Consider the following 20,675-nt stretch of genomic DNA (forward strand, 5'->3'; position numbering starts at 1 on the left):
CAAAAGCAATAATTTTTTCGAATGGTTTTTTTACTTCCTTAGAAAAATCTGAAGCAAAGACAAAACGATCTGTTTTAAAATTATTTGTATCATGTTTGATTACTAAAACCGGAGCTTCAGATGATCTAACTATTTTCTCGGTAGTAGAACCTATTAGTAATTCTTGGAATCCAGATGTGCCGTGAGAGCCCATAACTACAAGGTCTATGTTGTTCTTTTTGCTAGATTTTATAATTCCTTCAAACGCACTTTCTAGTTTTACGGCTTCACTTACTTTAATTCCTTCCAGATAATCACGAGTCAGTACTTCTTCTAGTTTTTCGTGTGCTTTGTTTAAAAAAAGCATAATTTCAGGAACTGCTGCGCCTCCACTAACGGCATCTGCCATTTGCGAAGGAAGCTCTAACATGTGTACTAAAAATATTTCTCCGTTTGTATCTCTTGCAATTTGCGCAGCAACTTTTAGAGCGTGTTCAGCATTTTCTGAAAAATCGGTAGGAACTAATATTCGTTTCATAATCGTTGGTTTTAGGGTTAATAATCATTAATAGTTTAATTATTTATTAAAGGTAGGAAATTATTTAACATAAATCAAAATTTCGTAAATTAAAAAAAAGTAGTATATTTGCGCATTATTAAGCAGTTTATCTAAATAATGAGGGAAGCACTGCTTCCCTCTTTTTATACAATATGACATTTAAAGACAAAGTAAAAGAATTGTTAGAGCAAGGGTTGGCAGAATATCCAAGCCTATTTTTGATTGATTTAAATATCAATGATGCAAACAAAATTGTTGTAACTTTAGATGGCGATAACGGTGTTCAGTTACAAGATTGTATTAATATAAGTCGAGCAATTGATGCTAATTTAGACCGAGAAGAAGTAGATTTTGCATTAGAAGTTGCTTCGGCGGGTGTTTCATTACCATTAAAATTAGTTCGTCAGTACAAAAAAAATATTGGAAGAACTTTAAAGATAAAAACAGCATCTCAAACCATAGAAGCTTTGCTTTTAGAGTTTTCAGACGAAGAGATTACAGTAGAATGGAGTTCGAGAGAACCCAAAAAAATAGGAAAAGGTAAAGAAACAGTGCTTCATAATGAAAAATTTGCATATTCGGATATTCAAGAAGCAGTGGTTATAATTATATTTAATTAAAAAAGTTGGCATGGAAAATTTAGCATTAATCGATTCATTTTCAGAGTTTAAAGACGATAAACTCATTGATCGTGTAACGCTTATGGCGATTTTAGAAGATGTATTTAGAAATGCATTGAAGAAAAAATACGGTTCAGATGATAATTTTGACATTATTATCAATCCTGATAAAGGAGACATGGAAATTTGGCAACGCAGAGTTATTGTAGCTGATGATGATTTAGATTTAGATCATCTTGAAATTACGTTAACTGATGCTAGAAAAATTGAACCCGATTTCGAGATTGGAGAAGAAGTTTCTGAAGAAGTAAAACTTATCGATTTAGGTAGAAGATCAATCTTGGCATTGCGTCAAAACTTAATTTCTAAAATACACGAACACGATAATACAAATCTTTACAAACAATTTAAAGATTTAATTGGCGATATTTACACCGCAGAAGTACATCACGTGCGACCAAGAGTTGTAATTTTGGTTGATGATGACGGAAACGAAATCGTATTGCCAAAAGAAAAACAAATTCCATCTGATTTCTTCCGTAAAGGAGATAATGTCCGTGGAATCATTGAAAGCGTTGAATTAAAAGGGAACAAGCCTCAAATTATTATGTCTAGAACTTCAGAGAAGTTTTTAGAAAAATTATTTGAACAAGAAATTCCAGAAGTTTTTGACGGATTAATTATGGTGAAAAATGTTGTTCGTATTCCTGGTGAAAAAGCAAAAGTAGCTGTGGATTCTTATGATGATAGAATAGATCCTGTTGGAGCTTGTGTTGGTATGAAAGGTTCGCGTATTCACGGAATAGTCCGGGAATTAGGAAACGAAAATATCGATGTTATCAATTATACAACAAACATTCAATTGTATATCACAAGAGCATTAAGCCCTGCAAAAGTATCTTCAATTAAAATTAATGAAGAAACAAAACGTGCTGAAGTATTCTTGAAACTAGAAGAAGTTTCCAAAGCAATTGGGCGTGGTGGACACAATATAAAATTAGCCGGACAATTAACAGGTTATGAGCTTGATGTAATTAGAGAAGGAACAGTTGCTGCTGATGACGATGTTGAATTAACAGAGTTTTCAGATGAAATAGAAGGTTGGATTATTGACGAATTTGCAAAAATTGGTTTGGATACAGCAAAAAGTATTTTAAGTCAAGATGTAAACGACTTAATACGTAGAACTGATTTAGAAGAAGAAACTATTCTTGAAGTAGTTAGAATTTTAAGAGAAGAATTCGAAGAATAACTCTCTAAACGCATACGCATACCACAATAAAAAGATAATATAAAAAGATTTTATGTCTGAAGGTACAATAAGAATAAACAAAGTTTTAAGGGAGTTTAACATTTCGTTAGAAAGAGCCGTAGATTATTTAAAGGATAAAGGACACGTTATTGAGTCTAATCCTAATACGAAAATCTCTGACGAAGTGTATAATGTCCTATCGAATCAATTTGCTGGAGACAAAGGGAACAAAGACGCTTCAAAAGAAGTTGGCGAAGAAAAGCGAAAAGAAAAAGAAGCTTTGCGTGTTGAAAGAGAGTACGAAATAGAAGAAAAACGCAAGGTGGACGAAGAACGTCAACGTCAAGAAGTAATTAGAGCCAAAGCGACTAATGTTACTGGTCCAAAGCAAGTTGGGATGATTGATTTATCTCCAAAACCTGCTGCGATTATTCAACCTAAGCAACAAGTAGTTCAGCCTAAACAACAAGTAGTTCAGCCTAAAGAAGTTGTTGTTCAACCTAAAATTGAGCTTAAAGTTGAATCAAAAATTGTGGCACCAAAAGAAAATCAGCCTAAACCACTTGAGCCAAAGGTAGTGGCACCTAAAGCAGATAAAAAACCTCTTGTAGAACAAAAACCAGTAGTTACTTCAAAACCTTCAGAAGAAGAAACTCCAGTTGATGAGACACACGAAACTAAATACACAAAACTTTCTGGACCTACTTTTTCAGGTCAAACTATCGATTTATCGCAGTTTAACAAACCTAAAAAGAAAGTAGAAGAAAAAGGAGCTATTAAACCTGCGGGAAATAATAACGCCAATAATAACGCAAACAAAAATAAACGCAAGCGCATCGCTCCAAAACCAGGAGAAGCCAATGCGACTCCAAGAGTACCTGGTGCAAATGTGATTAGACCAAACACAGGTGGCGGAAACGCAATGGGTGGTGGTTTTAATCGTGCCAACAAACCAGGATTTGTAAAAGGAGCAAGACCAGCTATTGTTGCAAAAGTGGAGCCTACCGAAGAGGAAGTAAAAAACCAAATCAAAGAAACCTTAGAGCGTTTGCAAGGAAAAGGAAGCAAATCCAAAGCGGCAAAATACCGTCGTGATAAAAGAGATACACACCGTCAAAAATCTGATGACGAACAAAGAGAAATAGAAGCAGGAAGCAAAACCATTAAAGTAACAGAATTTGTTACTGTTGGTGAGGTTGCCACAATGATGGATGTGCCAATTACCAAAGTAATTGGAACCTGTATGTCACTTGGAATAATGGTAACAATGAATCAGCGTTTAGATGCTGAAACATTAACCATAGTTTGTGATGAGTTTGGCTTTGAAGTCGAATTCATAACAACAGACCTTGAAGAAAACATCGAAGTAGTTGAAGATGCACCAGAAGAATTGAAACATCGTGCACCGATTGTTACTGTAATGGGTCACGTCGATCACGGTAAAACATCGTTGCTGGATTATGTTCGTAAAACAAATGTAATTGCTGGAGAATCAGGAGGAATCACACAACATATTGGTGCTTACGGAGTAGAACTAGAAAATGGTCAAAAAATTGCCTTTTTAGATACACCAGGTCACGAAGCGTTTACCGCGATGCGTGCACGTGGAGCTCAAGTTACCGATATCGCTATTATTGTAGTGGCTGCCGATGATGATATTATGCCACAAACCAAAGAGGCAATATCGCATGCGCAAGCAGCAAACGTACCAATCATATTTGCTATAAATAAAGTAGATAAGCAAAATGCTAATCCTGAAAAAATCAAGGAAAAATTAGCAGCAATGAATTTCCTAGTCGAAGACTGGGGAGGGAAATACCAATCGCAAGATATATCTGCAAAAACAGGTATAGGTATGAAAGAATTGTTAGAAAAAGTATTGCTTGAAGCGGAAGTTTTAGACCTTAAAGCAAACCCAAACAAACCAGCAACTGGAACCGTTGTAGAAGCATTCCTTGACAAAGGGCGTGGTTATGTATCAACTGTATTAGTACAAGCTGGAACAATGCGTGTAGGAGATTATATTCTTGCTGGTAAAAACCACGGAAAAATCAAAGCAATGCAAGACGAACGTGGAAATAATGTTACCGAAGCAGGGCCATCAACACCAATATCTATTTTAGGTTTGGCTGGTGCACCAACAGCAGGTGACAAGTTCAATATTTTTGCTGACGAAAGAGAAGCAAAAGCTATTGCAGCAAAACGTACACAATTAATGCGTGAGCAATCAGTTCGTGTACAACGTCACATTACGTTGGACGAAATTGGTCGTCGTATCGCATTAGGACAATTTAAAGAATTAAACATTATCCTTAAAGGAGACGTTGATGGTTCAGTGGAAGCATTATCAGATTCATTCTCAAAATTATCTACACCAGAAATTCAAATCAACATCATTCACAAAGGAGTTGGAGCTATTACAGAAACTGATGTAATGTTGGCTTCTGCATCAGATGCAATTATCATCGGATTCAACGTTCGTCCAGCAGGAAACGCTAAGCAATTAGCCGATAAAGAAGAAATCGACATTCGTCATTATTCTATTATCTACGCTGCGATTGATGATCTTCGTGATGCAATGGAAGGAATGCTTTCTCCAGAAATGAAAGAAGAAATTACAGGACTTGCAGGCGTTAGAGAGCTTTTCAAAATTTCTAAAGTAGGAACTATTGCAGGATGTATGATTACAGATGGTAAGATTCTAAGAGCAAACAAAGTAAGAGTACTTCGTGACAATGTAGTAATTCACACAGGTGATATTATTGCACTGAAACGTTTCAAAGACGATGTAAAAGAAGTAGCAAAAGGTTACGATTGTGGTATCCAAATCAAAGGATTCAATGAAATCGAAATCGATGATATTATCGAAGGATTTACAGAAGTAGCTGTAAAACGTAAACTGAAATAATATTCAAACTATAAAAACAGAACCCAACAGAAGCAATTTTGTTGGGTTTTTTATTTTGAGCTATTTCCAGCTTTGCATTACAAGTTTTTTCATCTTGTTGCTTTTTTCTAAGTCAAAAAATGAGCTTCCTTTGGTCGCTATTTTTCAACAAGAAAAAAGGCAACACCATTTCAAAAAGCTTTCCACTGCAATCTGGGCTAAAAACCCGTCAGTTCATAATTAAAACAAATCATACTTAGTAAATTACATATAAAAAAGATGCCACAGATTCTCAGATTTTATTTAAAATCTGAGAATCTGTGGCAAAAAAATTTACTCTTCCTTACTTTATAAAAACTATTTTCTTTTATTCACAACATAATAAATAGGAATCCCAATAACCATAATCAAAACACCCCAACCACAAGTAGCGGTTTGTGTGACAAGCAAAGCAATGGAAACTGCACTGGCAATCACAAGATACAAAGCTGGCAAAAACGGATATCCAAACGATCTATAAGGACGTTCGGCATCTGGCATTTTCTTGCGAAGCCTGAAAATTCCATAAATAGTAAGAATATAAAAGATTAGTGCAATAATGATGACAAAATCCAATAAAGAGCCATATTTTCCAGTCAAACACAACACCGAAGCCCAAATGCATTGCGCCCACAACGCCCAAGAAGGCACTCCAGCTGGATTCAAAACAGCCGCTTTCTTGAAAAACAAACCATCTTTCGCCATCGTATAATAAACTCTTGCACCAGCCATAATCAGTCCATTATTGCAAGCAAAAGTCGAAATCATAATCATAACGGCAATTATCGAAGTTCCAATATCTCCAAAAATGTATTGCGATGCCACAACAGCAACACGATCTGATTTTGCAGTAGCAATTTCTTCAAATGGAATTACAGCCAAGTACATCAAATTCATCAGAATATAAATGATACTAACCACCAAAGTTCCTAGAAACAAACTCAAACCAACATTACGTTTCGGGTTTTTAATTTCACCAGCAATAAAGGTAACTCCGTTCCAAGCATCGCTCGAAAACAATGATCCTACCATAGCCGCAGCAATTCCCGAAACCAAAGCAATTCCTGAAATTGGAAGCCACGATGCCGTTTCTTTTACATATTTTTTCGTAGCCCAAACATCAGTCCAGTTAGCGTTCCAAATATCTGCTTTAGCAGCCAAAATAAATCCAAAAATCAGTAATCCAAAAAGAGATAAAATTTTAATGATAGTTAAAATGGTTTGCAATATTTTGCTGTTTTTTACGCCACGACTGTTCAGAAAAGTCAAGAAAATAATAGTAGTAATGGAAACAATTTGTGCAGCATTAAGTTTGAAAACTCCAATATTCATCAACACATTTTCATCGCTAACTGCTGGAATCAAATAGGCAGCAAATTTAGAAAAACCAACACCAACCGCAGCAATTGTTCCAGTTTGAATAACAGAAAAGAAACTCCAGCCGTATAAAAAAGCAACCAATTTTCCGTAGGCTTCTTGCAAATAAACATATTGTCCACCTGCTTTTGGAAACATTGCACTCAACTCACCATAGCTAACAGCGGCAATCATAGTAATCAATCCCGAAACAACCCAAATTAGTGTCAACCAACCTGCTGATCCAACTTGACGAGCAATGTCTGAACTCACAATAAAAATTCCAGATCCAATCATCGAACCTACAACAAGCATTGTTCCGTCGAACAAACCCAATTCGCGTTTAAAATTTTCTGTATTGTCTTGCATAAAAAGTATTTTTGAAGCTAATATAGCTTTTTTATTAAATATAGTGCTATCAAATAAACAAATAACCAAATCCACGAATAAACTTTTTTATATTTGTAAAATGAATGAGAATTTAGATCCAACCAATCAGAATTATAACGCAGAAGAACTCGATTTAGAAAAAAAATTGCGTCCACTCTCGTTTGATGATTTTACAGGACAAGAACAAGTTTTAGAAAACCTAAAAATATTTGTGCAAGCTGCCAATCAGCGTGGTGAAGCACTAGATCACACCCTGTTTCACGGGCCACCAGGATTAGGGAAAACCACTTTGGCAAATATTTTGGCAAACGAATTGGGTGTTGGTATCAAAATTACTTCAGGACCAGTTTTAGACAAACCAGGAGATTTGGCAGGATTGTTGACCAATTTGGACGAACGTGATGTTTTGTTCATTGATGAAATTCACAGATTGAGTCCTATTGTCGAAGAGTATTTGTATTCTGCAATGGAAGATTTCAAAATAGACATTATGATTGAATCTGGACCAAATGCTAGATCCGTTCAAATTAATTTATCGCCTTTTACATTAGTAGGAGCAACCACACGTTCAGGATTATTGACAGCACCAATGCGAGCTCGTTTCGGAATTCAAAGCCGATTACAATATTACAACACCGAATTGTTAACCACTATTGTACAACGAAGTTCCGCTATTTTGAAAATGCCAATCACTATGGAAGCCGCTATCGAAATAGCAGGAAGAAGTCGTGGAACACCTCGTATTGCCAATGCGATGTTACGTCGAGTTCGAGATTTTGCACAAATAAAAGGCAATGGAAGTATCGATATTGAAATTGCAAAATATTCGTTACAAGCTCTAAACGTTGATGCTCACGGATTGGACGAAATGGACAATAAAATTCTAACCACAATTATCGATAAGTTCAAAGGTGGTCCAGTAGGACTGTCCACTTTGGCAACAGCCGTTTCCGAAAGTGGCGAAACTATTGAAGAAGTTTACGAACCGTTTTTGATTCAAGAAGGATTCATTATGCGAACACCACGTGGAAGAGAAGTCACTGAAAAAGCGTATAAGCATTTAGGAAGAATTAAAACAAATATTCAAGGAGGGCTTTTTTAGATAAAAGATGGAAGTTAGAAGCAGGAAGTTAGGAGTTGGAAGTCTGGAAGTATTTATCTTCAAACTTCAAACTTCCAAAAAAAAAATGCAATATGAGTTTTAAATTTGAGAAATTGATTATATGGAAGAAGGCTATGGATTTTGGAGAAGATATAAATAATATTATTAAAGAGTTCCCTAAACACGAAATGTATAATCTTTCTTCTCAAATTTTAAGAGCTTCGGATTCTGTGGCATTAAATATTTCTGAGGGTTCAATAGAACAATCTGATGCTGAGTTCAATAGATTTTTGGGATATTCTGTTCATTCGTTAGCCGAAGTTGTTACTTGTTTGTACAAAGCAAAAAGAAGGGATTACATTAGTGTTGCGGTTTTTGATAAACTCTACAAAGAATCATTTGATTTAATGAATATGACTATTGCTTTCAAATCTCGATTAAAATAACAATGGCATCTTCCAACTCCCATCTTCCAACTTCCCTCTACACTTCCCTCATCAAATCCGAAGCCAAACGCCTCGGGTTTTTGTCTTGTGGCATTTCCAAAGCAGGCTTTCTAGAAGCCGAAGCACCAAGATTAGAAAATTGGCTCAATAACAAGATGAATGGACAAATGTCTTATATGGAAAACCATTTTGACAAACGATTAAATCCAACTTTATTGGTTGATGGTGCTAAAAGTATCATTTCACTATTGCTGAATTATTATCCATCGGAAGTTCAAAATTCAGAATCTTATAAAATTTCAAAATACGCCTACGGACAAGATTATCATTTTGTAATTAAAGAGAAACTTGCGGCGTTATTGCATTTTGTCCAAACCGAAATTGGCGAAGTTTCAGGACGGGCTTTTGTAGACTCTGCTCCAGTTCTCGATAAAGCTTGGGCAGCAAAATCAGGTTTGGGTTGGTTGGGCAAAAATGGAAATTTGATTACAAAGCAAGTCGGTTCTTTTTATTTTATTGCGGAACTCATTGTTGATTTAGATTTAGAATATGATAATGCTACAACAGATCATTGTGGCAATTGTACTTCTTGCATCGATGCTTGCCCGACCGAAGCCATTGTTGCGCCGTATGTCGTTGACGGAAGCAAATGCATCTCTTATTTCACCATCGAACTCAAAGAAAATATTCCCCAAGAAATGAAAGGCAAATTGGATGATTGGGCTTTTGGTTGCGACGTTTGTCAAGATGTTTGCCCTTGGAATAAATTTTCAAAATCACACAATGAACCGCTTTTTAATCCCAATCCAGAAATTTTATCTTTCTCGAAAAAAGACTGGGAAGAAATAACAGAAGATACTTTTAAAAAAGTATTTAAAAACTCCGCTGTAAAAAGAACCAAATTAGAAGGACTGAAAAGAAATATTAACTTTCTAAAAGATTAATCGTTAAAAGCTTTCTACTTCCATTGCATATTATAACTTTGTAAATTCATAGTATTTTGAAAAAATATGTCAAAAGATAACAAAAGAAGAGAAGCATTACTATACCACGCAAAGCCAACTCCGGGAAAAATAAAAGTAGTTCCGACTAAAAAATATGCTACCCAACGTGACTTGTCGTTAGCTTATTCGCCAGGGGTAGCAGAACCTTGTTTGGAAATTGCAAAAGACGTGAACAACGTTTACAAATATACCGCCAAAGGAAATCTTGTTGCTGTAATTACCAATGGAACTGCCGTTTTAGGTCTTGGTGATATTGGCCCAGAAGCTTCAAAACCAGTAATGGAAGGAAAAGCATTGTTGTTTAAAATATTTTCTGATATTGATGTTTTTGATATTGAAGTTGACGCCACCGATATTGATAAATTTGTCGAAACCGTAAAAGCCATTGCGCCTACTTTCGGAGGTATAAATCTAGAAGATATTAAAGCACCAGAATCTTTTGAAATTGAAAGACGCTTGGTCGAAGAATTGAACATTCCAGTGATGCACGACGACCAACACGGAACTGCCATTATATCATCGGCGGCTTTGTTGAATGCATTAGAACTAGCCAATAAAAAAATTGAAAATATAAAACTAGTCGTTTCAGGTGCGGGTTCTGCGGCATTGGCGTGTGCCAATTTATATGTACTATTAGGTGTAAATCCTGAAAATATAATTATGTTTGATAAAGACGGCGTGCTTTCTTCTGAAAGAACCGATTTGTCCGACTTACAAAAAAAATATTCTAAAGCAAAACCAAATACTACGCTTCACGAATCTTTAATCAATGCCGATGTTTTTCTTGGGCTTTCTGCTGGAAACATTTTAACTCCTGATATGTTGATAGGAATGGCAAACGATCCTATTGTTTTTGCAATGGCAAATCCAATTCCCGAAATCGATTATAGTTTGGCAGTTTCTACTCGTAAAGATATTATTATGGCTACTGGTCGCTCTGATTTTCCAAATCAGGTCAATAATGTTCTTGGTTTTCCATATATTTTTCGTGGTGCACTCGATGTGAGAGCTACCAAAATTAACGAAGCTATGAAAATGGCAGCCGTTAAAGCGCTAGCTTGTTTGGCAAAACAATCGGTTCCAGAACAAGTGAATATTGCTTATGGCGAAACCAAATTAAATTTTGGTCGGGATTATATCATTCCAAAACCGTTTGATCCAAGATTAATATCTACCGTAGCTCCAGCTGTGGCTAGAGCCGCAATGGAATCTGGAGTGGCTCTAAATCCAATCACCGATTGGGGGAAATATATAGAAGAATTACAAGAACGTTTAGGTTCTGACAATAAAATGGTTCGGCTTTTAGCCAATAGAGCCAAAACCGATCCTAAACGAATTATTTTTGCCGAAGCAGACCATTTGGATGTTTTAAAAGCGGCTCAAATTGTGCTTGAAGAAGGTATTGGTATTCCAATTTTATTAGGAAATAAAGAAATTATTTTAGAACTCAAAGAAGAAATAGGTTTTGATGCTGAGGTCGAAATTTTAGACCCAAAAACCAAAGAGGAAGATGTTCGCAGATTGCGTTATGCTGAAATATATTGGCAATCGCGCCGACGTCGAGGAATCTCTTTATTGGACGCTCAAAAATGGATGCGAGAACGCAATTATTTTGCCGCAATGATGGTTAACGAAGGCGAAGCAGATGCCCTGGTAACAGGATACTCAAGAAGTTATCCATCGGTTGTAAAACCTATAATGGAGCTTATTGGGAAAGCACCTGGCGTTACTAGAATTGCGACTACGAATATGATGATGACGGAGCGTGGTCCAATGTTCTTGTCAGACACCGCCATTAATCCCAATCCTACATCAGATGATTTGGCAAAAATTGCTTTAATGACCGCTAAAACGGTTAAAATGTTTGGAATGGAACCTGTTATTGCTATGGTTTCGTTCTCTAATTTTGGTTCTTCAAAAAATGAGAGTGCCGAAAAAGTTAGAGAATCCGTTGCGTATTTACACAAATATTACCCATACCTAATCGTTGATGGCGAAATTCAGACGGATTTTGCTTTGAATCCAGATATGTTAAAAAGTAAATTTCCTTTTTCGAAATTAGCAGGACATAAAGTGAATACGATTATTTTTCCAAATCTCGAGTCGGCAAATATTACCTACAAAATGCTAAAAGAATTAAATAAAATTGATTCTATTGGTCCAATAATGTTGGGAATGGACAAGCCAGTACATATTTTTCAGTTGGGAGCCAGTGTAGAAGAAATGGTAAATATGGCTGCTGTTGCTGTTGTGGACGCTCAGGAAAAAGAGAAAAAACAAAAATCAAGAATAAATCAAAATTTTTAACAGGAAATCACGCCTTTAGACCTAAAAAATGTTCCTAATTAAAGAAAATTAGTATATTTGGCGGTTAACGAAATAGATTATGATTGCACACATTCAAGGAAAATTAGTTGAAAAATCACCTACTGAAGTTGTAATAGACTGTAATGGTGTTGGTTATCATATTAATATTTCGTTACATACCTATAGTTTAATTTCCAACAATGAGAATTTAAAACTTTTCACGCATCTTTTAGTAAAAGAAGACAGTCATTCTTTGTTCGGTTTTGTAGAAAAATCAGAAAGAGAGATTTTCAAATTATTAATTTCAGTTTCAGGCATTGGAGCCAATATTGCTAGAACAATGCTTTCTTCTATTGAGCCAAAACAAATCATCAATGCTATTGGTTCTGGTGATGTAGGAACCATTCAATCCATTAAGGGAATTGGTGTGAAAACAGCTCAGCGAACCATCCTTGATTTGAAAGAAAAAGTGTTAAAACTATATGATTTAGACGAAGTTTCCGTTTCTCAAAGCAATACAAACAAAGATGAAGCGTTATCTGCATTAGAGGTTTTAGGATTTATCAGAAAAGCATCAGAAAAAATGGTTGAAAAAATCGTCAGAGAAATGCCAGATGCATCCGTTGAAACGATTATTAAACAAGCCTTAAAAAATTTATAATCATTGAAAAAAATAGGTTTACATCATTTTAATACATTCATTAAATTCAGTTTTTTTATACTGATTTTTTCGTTTTCTGTAACTACACAAAGTCAAGTTGTTGTGACGCCACAAGATACCGTAAAAGGCTACAGTAAAGCTAATCTTACTATTTCAGATCCAAACAGTATCCTAGAAGCATATACATACGATCCGATTACAGATCGATACATTTATACCAAAACCTTTGAAGGGTTTAATATCAATTACCCAATAGTTCTTACTCCAAAAGAATACCAAGAACTCATTTCAAGAGAAGCAGTTCGTGAATATTTTCAAAAAAAATCAGATGCTATTGATGGAAAAAAAGCAGATAGTAAAGATGCTAAAAAAGATTTATTACCACGATATTATATAAACTCTGGTTTCTTCGAATCAATTTTTGGTAGTAATACCATCGATGTGAAACCAACAGGGACGGTTGAAGTCGATTTGGGTGCACGCTTTTCAAAACAAGACAATCCTTCATTTTCTCCTAGAAATAGAAAAACAACAACCTTTGATTTTGACCAGCGAATTAGTTTAAGTTTGCTAGGAAAAGTGGGAACTCGTTTGAAAGTAAACGCCAATTACGATACAGAATCTACTTTTGCATTTCAAAACCTTATAAAATTAGAATACACTCCAACCGAAGATGATATTCTTCAAAAAATTGAAGTAGGTAACGTAAGTATGCCTTTAAACAGCACCTTAATCAGAGGTTCGCAAAGTTTGTTTGGTGTGAAAGCACAATTTCAATTTGGTAAAACTACAGTTACTGGTGTTTTTTCGGATCAAAAGTCACAAACTAAAACGGTAACGTCAGAAGGAGGAGGAACAGTTCAGGAATTTGATGCTTTTGCATTAGATTACGATGCAGACAGACACTTTTTTCTATCACAATATTTTAGAAATCGATACGATAAATCATTAGAAAATTATCCATATATAAACTCTAGAGCGCAAATTACCCGAATGGAAGTTTGGATAACCAATCGTCAAAATCGAATAAACACAACATCTGAGGGAAATAATTTAAGAAATATTGTTGCACTTCAAGATTTAGGGGAATCGCAAATAACAGGAATTCCAGATTCTAGTATTGTAGGTGTTCCACCAGCAGGATTTTTTAATGTTGGACTAGATACACCGTCAGATAATGCAAATAATAAATTTGATCCAGAACAGATAGGTTCTAATTTATTGAACTCAGGCATTAGAGAAATTGCTACTGCTGGAGCAGGATTTAACATTACAGTCAGTGAAGGAAGGGATTATTCTAAATTAGAAAATGCTCGAAAATTAACATCAAATGAATATACTTTTCATCCGCAATTGGGGTATTTATCTTTAAACCAACGATTGACAAATGATGAAGTACTTGCTGTGGCTTACCAGTACACAGTTGGACCAGATGTATTTCAAGTAGGAGAGTTTGGAACTGATGGCGTTGATGCGACTGTAGTTACTAACACTTCAACAATACCCACTACTCAAAGTTTGATTCTGAAAATGCTAAAAGGGAATTTAACCAGTGTTACTTCTCCTGTTTGGAATTTGATGATGAAAAATATTTATCAAATACAAGGCGCATATCAGCTGGAACAAGCTGATTTTAAATTTAATATTTTATATACTGATCCAGCACCATTAAATTATATTACCCCAGCAAGTATAGCTAATCCATTGCCAGTTGGTGTGGCAGAAACACCTTTGTTAAAAGTATTGAATGTAGACAAATTGAATTTTAATAACGACCCCCAAAATGGAGGCGATGGTTTTTTTGATTTTATTCCAGGTTTAACAATAGATACACAAAATGGGCGTATAATTTTTACTTCTGTAGAGCCATTTGGAAAGACATTGTTTGAAAAATTACGTGCTACACCAACTGAAAACTATTCGGGTGATCCGAATTCAAGTATTGACTTTAATGCCAATCAAAAGAAATATGTTTTTCGAAATTTATATACGCAAACCCAAGCTGTTGCGTTACAAGAGAGCGATAAAAATAAATTTCAATTGCGTGGAAAATTCAAATCAACGGGTGGGCAAGGGATATCATTAGGTGCAGCAAATGTGCCAAGAGGTTCTGTTGTAGTGACAGCTGGCGGGAGAGTTTTGCAAGAAGGGATTGATTACAGTGTAAACTATCAAGCAGGTAGAGTTCAAATTCTTGACCCATCACTCCAAGCCTCTGGAGTGCCTATTGAAGTATCGGTTGAGAATAATGCCGTTTTTGGACAGCAAAATCGAAGATTTATGGGGGTCAATGTAGAACATAAATTTTCAGATAAGCTTCAGTTGAATGCTACATTATTAAAATTAACCGAGAGTCCACAAACGCAGAAATCAAATTACGGACAAGAATCAATCAATAATACTATTTTTGGTGCCAATGTAAACTATTCAACCGAAGTACCTTTTTTTACTAGATTAGTAAACAAGTTGCCAAATATTGATACCGATGTTCCTTCTAATTTATCCATAAAAGGAGAAGTGGCATTTTTGAAACCAGGTACGTCTAAAAGAGATCAATTTCAAGGCGAAGCAACGGTTTATGTAGATGATTTTGAAGGTTCCCAAACCACAATCGATATGAAAGCACCATTGTCTTGGAGCTTGTCAAGTGTGCCAAAAGAGTTTGATGGCGGAGTTGCTGAGGATAATTTAGTATACGGACACAAGCGAGCAAAGCTGTCCTGGTACTCAATAGATCCAACTTTTTATTCAAACCAACGACCAAGTGATATAAGCGATATCGACGTTAACAGACACAATACACGAAGGGTAACTAATGAAGAATTGTTTCCAGTAACAAATATTGCTCCAGGAGAATCGCTTGTTTTGAATACATTGGATATGACTTTTTATCCACAAGAACGGGGTCCATATAATTTTAATCCAGCTTCTGTAAACAATATTTTACCAAACCCTACAGCTAATTTTGGAGGTATTATGCGTTCCATTTCATCGACTAACTTTGAGCAATCTAATGTTGAGTATATTCAATTTTGGATGTTAGATCCTTATTATAATTTAAACAATCCAACTGAAACAGCCAATTCCACAAATACTGGAAAGCTTACTTTTAATCTAGGTGAAATTTCTGAAGATGTACTAAAAGATGGACGTAAGTCATACGAAAATGGATTGCCAATTGTTGGCGCAAATCAAAACGTAATCACAACCAATTGGGGAAAAGTGCCAGCGTCACAATCGTTAATTTATGCTTTTGATACTAATGAGGGTAATAGAGCGTTGCAAGACATTGGTTTAAATGGGTTGTCCGATGCAGAAGAAAATACGAAATACCCAACTTTTGCAGGAATTGATGCTGCGCAAGACAATTACCAATACTTCTTGAATGCTACAGGACCCATTATTGACAGGTACAAAAAATACAATGGTTTAGAAGGAAACTCTCCTGTAAATGTTTCAGACACCAATCGCGGTTCTACCACAATACCAGATGTGGAAGATATTAACCGTGATAATACGATGAATACTATTGATGCCTACTATAAATTTGAAATCGATGTAAAACCAAATCCAGTGATTGGGGCGAATTTCGTATCTGATTTAAGAACAGCTGTTGTGCCTTTAGCAAATAATGCTTCAACTGAAGTCAGATGGGTACAGTACAAAATTCCAGTTACAAATACAGGCTTAAATGCTGTGGGCGGTATTTCAGATTTTAGATCCATTCGTTTTATGCGAATGTTTATGTCTGGGTTTAGCGAGCAAGTGACGGTGCGTTTGGGGTCTTTAGACTTAGTTCGTGGCGAATGGAGACGATTTACAGAAACCCTTCAAGCAACAGATGATCCTGATGATGACCCAACAGGATTTGATGTCATTGCAGTGAATGTGGAAGAAAATGGTAGTAGATTGCCTATTGCCTATATTCCTCCACCAGGTGTAGAACGCGAACAGTTGTATAATAACAATGCGGTTATCAATCAAAACGAACAATCCTTGTCTTTGAGGGTATATGATAAAAATGATTCTCAATCTGGTATTGAAGGTTTGGAAGCAGGGGATTCCAGAGCAGTTTTTAAAAATGTAGACGTTGATATGCGTCAATACCAAAAATTAAAAATGTATTTGCACGCCGAAGCACTTCCAGCTCCAGCAGAAGCTAACCCTTTAGCAGATAATGAAATGGTAGGATTCATTCGCTTTGGAAACGATTTTACCAGTAATTTTTACCAAATAGAAATTCCATTAAAGGTTACGCCATCAGGAGCATTATCTGCTTCAGAGGTTTGGCCAGCCGAAAATGAAATTGATATTCAAACCTCCATTTTAACCCAACTTAAAATTTTAAATTTAGATGGAAATCAACCTGTTGATGCTGATGGGATTAATTTTGTAGAGGCTAATCTATTAAGCCCAACTGCAAAAGCTGGGATGAAAGTGGGAATAAAAGGAAATCCTAACTTTGGCTTTGTAAGAACACTTATGATTGGTGTTAAAAATCCAAGTTTAGATCCTGCAAAATTTGTGCGAGGCGAAGTATGGTTCAACGAATTGCGTCTAGCGGGACTTGATAATGACGGCGGTATGGCGGCTATTGCTAGTGTCGATACCAATTTAGCTGATTTTATAACACTTTCTGCAACAGGAAGGATGAATACGATAGGCTTTGGTGGGATAGAACAGTCGCCTAACGAACGCAGTCGTGAAGATGCTAAACAATACGATATTGTAACCAATGTTAATGTTGGAAAATTATTACCTAAAAAATGGGGAATCAATTTACCTTTTAATTATGCCATTGGGGAACAAATTATTACACCAGAATATGATCCTTTCAATCAAGATATTAAGTTAAAACAACTGTTAGCAGTAACGACTAACCCTATCGTGAAAGAAAATTTCAAAAACCGTGCTATTGATTATACCAAACGAAAAAGTATCAATTTTATAGGAGTTCGAAAAGAACGTGGAGCGGAACAAAAACAACATTTTTACGATCCGGAAAATTTAACATTATCCTATTCGTTTAACGAAACCGAACACCACGATTTTGAAATTGAAGGATTAATAGACCAACAACAGCGCAGCTCAGCGGATTATGCCTTTACCTTTAAGCCAAAATCTATTGAGCCGTTTAAAAAAAATACATTTTTAAAGAAAAGTAGCTATTGGAAAATGTTGAGTGACTTTAATTTTAATTACTTGCCATCAAGTATCAATTTTAGCTCTACCATTTTAAGGCAATACAACAAACAACAATTTAGACAAGTTGAGGTGCAGGGAATAGGACTGGAACCGTTGTATCGTCGCAATTATATGTTTAATTACAACTATGGCTTCAATTATAATTTGACCAAATCATTGCGATTGAATTATACCGCCACAACAGCAAATCTAGTTCGAAATTATATAGATGAGAATAATGAACCTATTGATGACTTTACCATTTGGGACGACTACTGGAATATTGGCACGCCAAACCAGCATTCGCAGCAATTAACGGCTAATTATGAATTGCCTATTAATAAAATTCCAGCTTTGGCATTTATAAAATCGGACTACACGTTTACAGGAGATTACAACTGGCAAAGAGCTTCTTTAGCGTTAGAATCGATTGATGGTTTTAATTTAGGAAATACCATTCAAAACGCTAATTCACACAAATTGAATACCACATTCAATATGGATGCCTTTTATAAATACATTGGTTTAACCAAAAGCAAAGCAAAGAACCTAGGGCCAACAAAAGGAAAAGAAATACCACAGCCTACAACAAAACCAAAACCAGGGGAGAAAATTGTTGCTAAACCAAAGGCAAAAGTAGAAAGTCCTAACATTTTTCTTGATGGATTAATAGGTGTTTTGACTAGTGTTAAGAATGTACAAATTAACTATAGTGAAACTAACGGAACCGTACTTCCGGGTTATTTACCATCCATAGGATTTTTAGGATCTTCAAAACCATCGTTGGGATTTGTTTTTGGATTACAAGACGACGTTCGATTTGAGGCGGCTAAAAATGGATGGTTGACTAATTATCCTGAGTTCAATCAAAATTTCACCCAAGTCACAACCAAACAATTAACAGCCAATGCTTCGATTGATTTGTTTCCAGATTTTAAAATTGATTTGAATGCAGACAGAACGTATGCAAATAATTTCGCAGAGCAGTTTAATACCTCTGGAGGAAACTATATCTCTCAATCGCCTTATAACTTTGGGAATTTTTCCATATCAACAATAATGATTGGAACCGCATTTTCTAAAAGCGATGAAATTTCTTCAGCAGCTTTTGATGTTTTTACAGGTAGCCGATTGACAATTGCCAATCGACTCGCTGAAATTTCCTATGGTTCCTCTTTGTTTCCAAGAGTAACGGATCCTTCCAGCCCAAATTTTGGGTATCCTGTTGGTTTTGGAAAAAACAATCAAGCGGTATTATTACCTTCCTTTTTAGCGGCTTATACTAGCGATTTTAATAGTTCTAAAGATATTTCGCTTTCTGCATTTAGAAATTTCCCTATTCCAAACTGGAACTTAAAATATACGGGTTTAATGCGTTACAAATTTTTCAAGAGTAAATTCAAACGATTCTCGATACAGCACGCCTACAAAGCGGCATATACGGTAAACTCTTTCCGTTCTAATCTTGAATATACAAATCCAGCATCTGTTGATGCGGGTGGAAATTTTCAGAACAAAAATATTATTTCTAACGTGAACTTGTCAGAACAGTTTAGTCCACTTTTCAAAATGGAATTTGAAATGAAAAACGCGGTTAAAATTCTAGCCGAAATGAAAAAAGACAGAACCCTGTCGTTGAGTTTTGATAATAATTTGTTGACAGAGCTAAAAGGAGTGGAGTATGTAATAGGTTTAGGGTATCGAATTAAAGACGTTAAAATAAGATCCCGATTGGCTGATAATCCATCTAATATTATTAAAAGCGATATCAATTTAAGAGGCGATTTGTCGATGCGAAATAACAAAACGATTGTTCGTAATTTAGACTACAACAACAATCAATTAGCAGGAGGACAAAGTATTGTTACCGCAAAAGTAACAGGGGATTACGCTTTTAGCAAAAACTTGACCACGCTTTTCTTCTTTGATTATTCGTTCTCAAAAGCGGTGATTTCGACATCATTCCCAATTACCAATATTAGAACGGGATTAACCATTAGATACAATTTTGGAAATTAAATTAGAAATAAAAGCAGATTATTAGTCGAATAATTCTATTTTTGCTTTAAAATAAAAACACAACAAAATGAACATACCAGCAGATTTGAAATACACTAAAGACCACGAATGGGTTAGTATAGATGGCGATATAGCAACGATAGGAATAACCGATTTTGCTCAAAAAGAATTGGGTGATATTGTATATGTAGAAGTCGAAACTTTAGACCAAACTTTAGAAAAAGACGAAGTTTTTGGAACGGTTGAAGCTGTAAAAACAGTTTCAGATTTATTCTTGCCACTTTCAGGAGAAGTTATTGCATTTAATGGGGATTTAGAATCAGAGCCAGAATTAGTCAATTCAGATCCTTATGGAAAAGCTTGGATGGTAAAAGTTAGGATTTCAAATCCTTCAGAAATAGAAAGTTTATTATCTAGCGATGACTACAAAGTACTTATTGGCGCATAGTAAGAATTTTTGGCTGCCCGTTTTTTGGACTTTTTTAATCCTCTTTTTGTGTTTTAAATCACCTTCAGGCGAATCCAAATTTTATTTTCCAAATGCAGACAAAGTAGCACATTTTACTTTTTATTTTGTGTTTGTTCTCTTGTGGTTTCGATCCATATTGTTTTATGTAGGGAATAAATTTTTCAATAAAATACTATTACTCGTTATTTCAATTTGTTTTGGACTAGCCATTGAACTAGCGCAAAATTATTTTACCACTTCCAGAAAAGGCGATGTTTGGGACGTGCTTGCAAACACAATTGGAAGTCTTATGGGTCTATTTTTTGCTTCCTTCCTATTTAAAAAGCCTCGTTTTGGAATAGATTTTAAAAAATAAAAAACAGAATACAATCCCATTTCGATGGGATTGTATTCTGTTTTTA

Annotated in this window: 13 protein-coding genes; 11 read left to right on the forward strand and 2 right to left on the reverse strand. The window is 35.4% G+C overall.

Features of this window, described 5'->3' with window-relative positions; all coding sequences use genetic code 11:
• A partial coding sequence (locus RMO70_RS07070; RefSeq protein ID WP_310555724.1) for a universal stress protein occupies positions 1 to 517 on the reverse strand: 517 nt, incomplete at its 3' end.
• Positions 518 to 690: 173 nt separating this feature from the next.
• On the opposite strand from RMO70_RS07070, the gene rimP reads away from it, so the two are divergent.
• The 3 genes from rimP to infB are packed head-to-tail and all read left to right on the forward strand — an operon-like array spanning position 691 to position 5,318.
• Positions 691 to 1,158, forward strand: a complete 468-nt coding sequence (gene rimP, locus RMO70_RS07075; protein ID WP_310555725.1) for a ribosome assembly cofactor RimP — start codon at positions 691 to 693, stop codon at positions 1,156 to 1,158.
• Positions 1,159 to 1,168: 10 nt separating this feature from the next.
• Entirely contained in the window at positions 1,169 to 2,410 is a 1,242-nt protein-coding gene (gene nusA / locus RMO70_RS07080; protein ID WP_310555726.1) for a transcription termination factor NusA, read from the forward strand.
• A gap of 52 nt (positions 2,411 to 2,462) precedes the next feature.
• Positions 2,463 to 5,318: a translation initiation factor IF-2 gene (gene infB / locus RMO70_RS07085; protein WP_310555727.1), complete on the forward strand. Its 2,856-nt coding sequence runs from the start codon at positions 2,463 to 2,465 to the stop codon at positions 5,316 to 5,318.
• Between the two features lie 336 nt (positions 5,319 to 5,654).
• On the opposite strand, the gene RMO70_RS07090 is transcribed toward infB, so the two are convergent.
• A complete protein-coding gene (locus RMO70_RS07090) occupies positions 5,655 to 7,061 on the reverse strand; it encodes an amino acid permease (RefSeq protein ID WP_310555728.1) in 1,407 nt (468 codons plus the stop codon).
• A 100-nt stretch (positions 7,062 to 7,161) separates the two neighbouring features.
• On the opposite strand from RMO70_RS07090, the gene ruvB reads away from it, so the two are divergent.
• From ruvB to RMO70_RS07130, 8 genes are all read left to right on the forward strand, one after another.
• Positions 7,162 to 8,184 carry a Holliday junction branch migration DNA helicase RuvB gene (gene ruvB, locus RMO70_RS07095; RefSeq protein ID WP_310555729.1) on the forward strand — a complete coding sequence of 341 codons (1,023 nt, stop codon included), beginning with the start codon at positions 7,162 to 7,164 and terminating at the stop codon, positions 8,182 to 8,184.
• A 92-nt stretch (positions 8,185 to 8,276) separates the two neighbouring features.
• The gene (locus RMO70_RS07100) at positions 8,277 to 8,630 is read left to right on the forward strand and encodes a four helix bundle protein (RefSeq protein WP_310555730.1); all 354 of its coding nucleotides are present in this window, start codon (positions 8,277 to 8,279) and stop codon (positions 8,628 to 8,630) included.
• 2 nt (positions 8,631 to 8,632) lie between these two features.
• Positions 8,633 to 9,574, forward strand: coding sequence for a tRNA epoxyqueuosine(34) reductase QueG (queG, locus tag RMO70_RS07105; protein WP_310555731.1), 942 nt, complete (start codon positions 8,633 to 8,635; stop codon positions 9,572 to 9,574).
• Between the two features lie 66 nt (positions 9,575 to 9,640).
• The gene (locus RMO70_RS07110; protein WP_310555732.1) at positions 9,641 to 11,941 is read left to right on the forward strand and encodes an NADP-dependent malic enzyme; all 2,301 of its coding nucleotides are present in this window, start codon (positions 9,641 to 9,643) and stop codon (positions 11,939 to 11,941) included.
• 79 nt (positions 11,942 to 12,020) lie between these two features.
• Positions 12,021 to 12,602, forward strand: a complete 582-nt coding sequence (gene ruvA / locus RMO70_RS07115; RefSeq protein WP_310555733.1) for a Holliday junction branch migration protein RuvA — start codon at positions 12,021 to 12,023, stop codon at positions 12,600 to 12,602.
• A gap of 3 nt (positions 12,603 to 12,605) precedes the next feature.
• Positions 12,606 to 19,805, forward strand: a complete 7,200-nt coding sequence (sprA, locus tag RMO70_RS07120; protein ID WP_409025074.1) for a cell surface protein SprA — start codon at positions 12,606 to 12,608, stop codon at positions 19,803 to 19,805.
• Between the two features lie 67 nt (positions 19,806 to 19,872).
• Positions 19,873 to 20,253, forward strand: a complete 381-nt coding sequence (gene gcvH / locus RMO70_RS07125; RefSeq protein WP_310555734.1) for a glycine cleavage system protein GcvH — start codon at positions 19,873 to 19,875, stop codon at positions 20,251 to 20,253.
• Positions 20,225 to 20,629 (forward strand): VanZ family protein, encoded by a 405-nt coding sequence (locus RMO70_RS07130; protein WP_310555735.1) that lies wholly within the window; start codon positions 20,225 to 20,227, stop codon positions 20,627 to 20,629. Before gcvH ends, RMO70_RS07130 begins: the two co-directional genes overlap by 29 nt.
• Positions 20,630 to 20,675: the final 46 nt, after the last annotated feature.

This window comes from Flavobacterium sp. (assembly GCF_031422135.1).
Lineage (GTDB): Bacteria > Bacteroidota > Bacteroidia > Flavobacteriales > Flavobacteriaceae > Flavobacterium.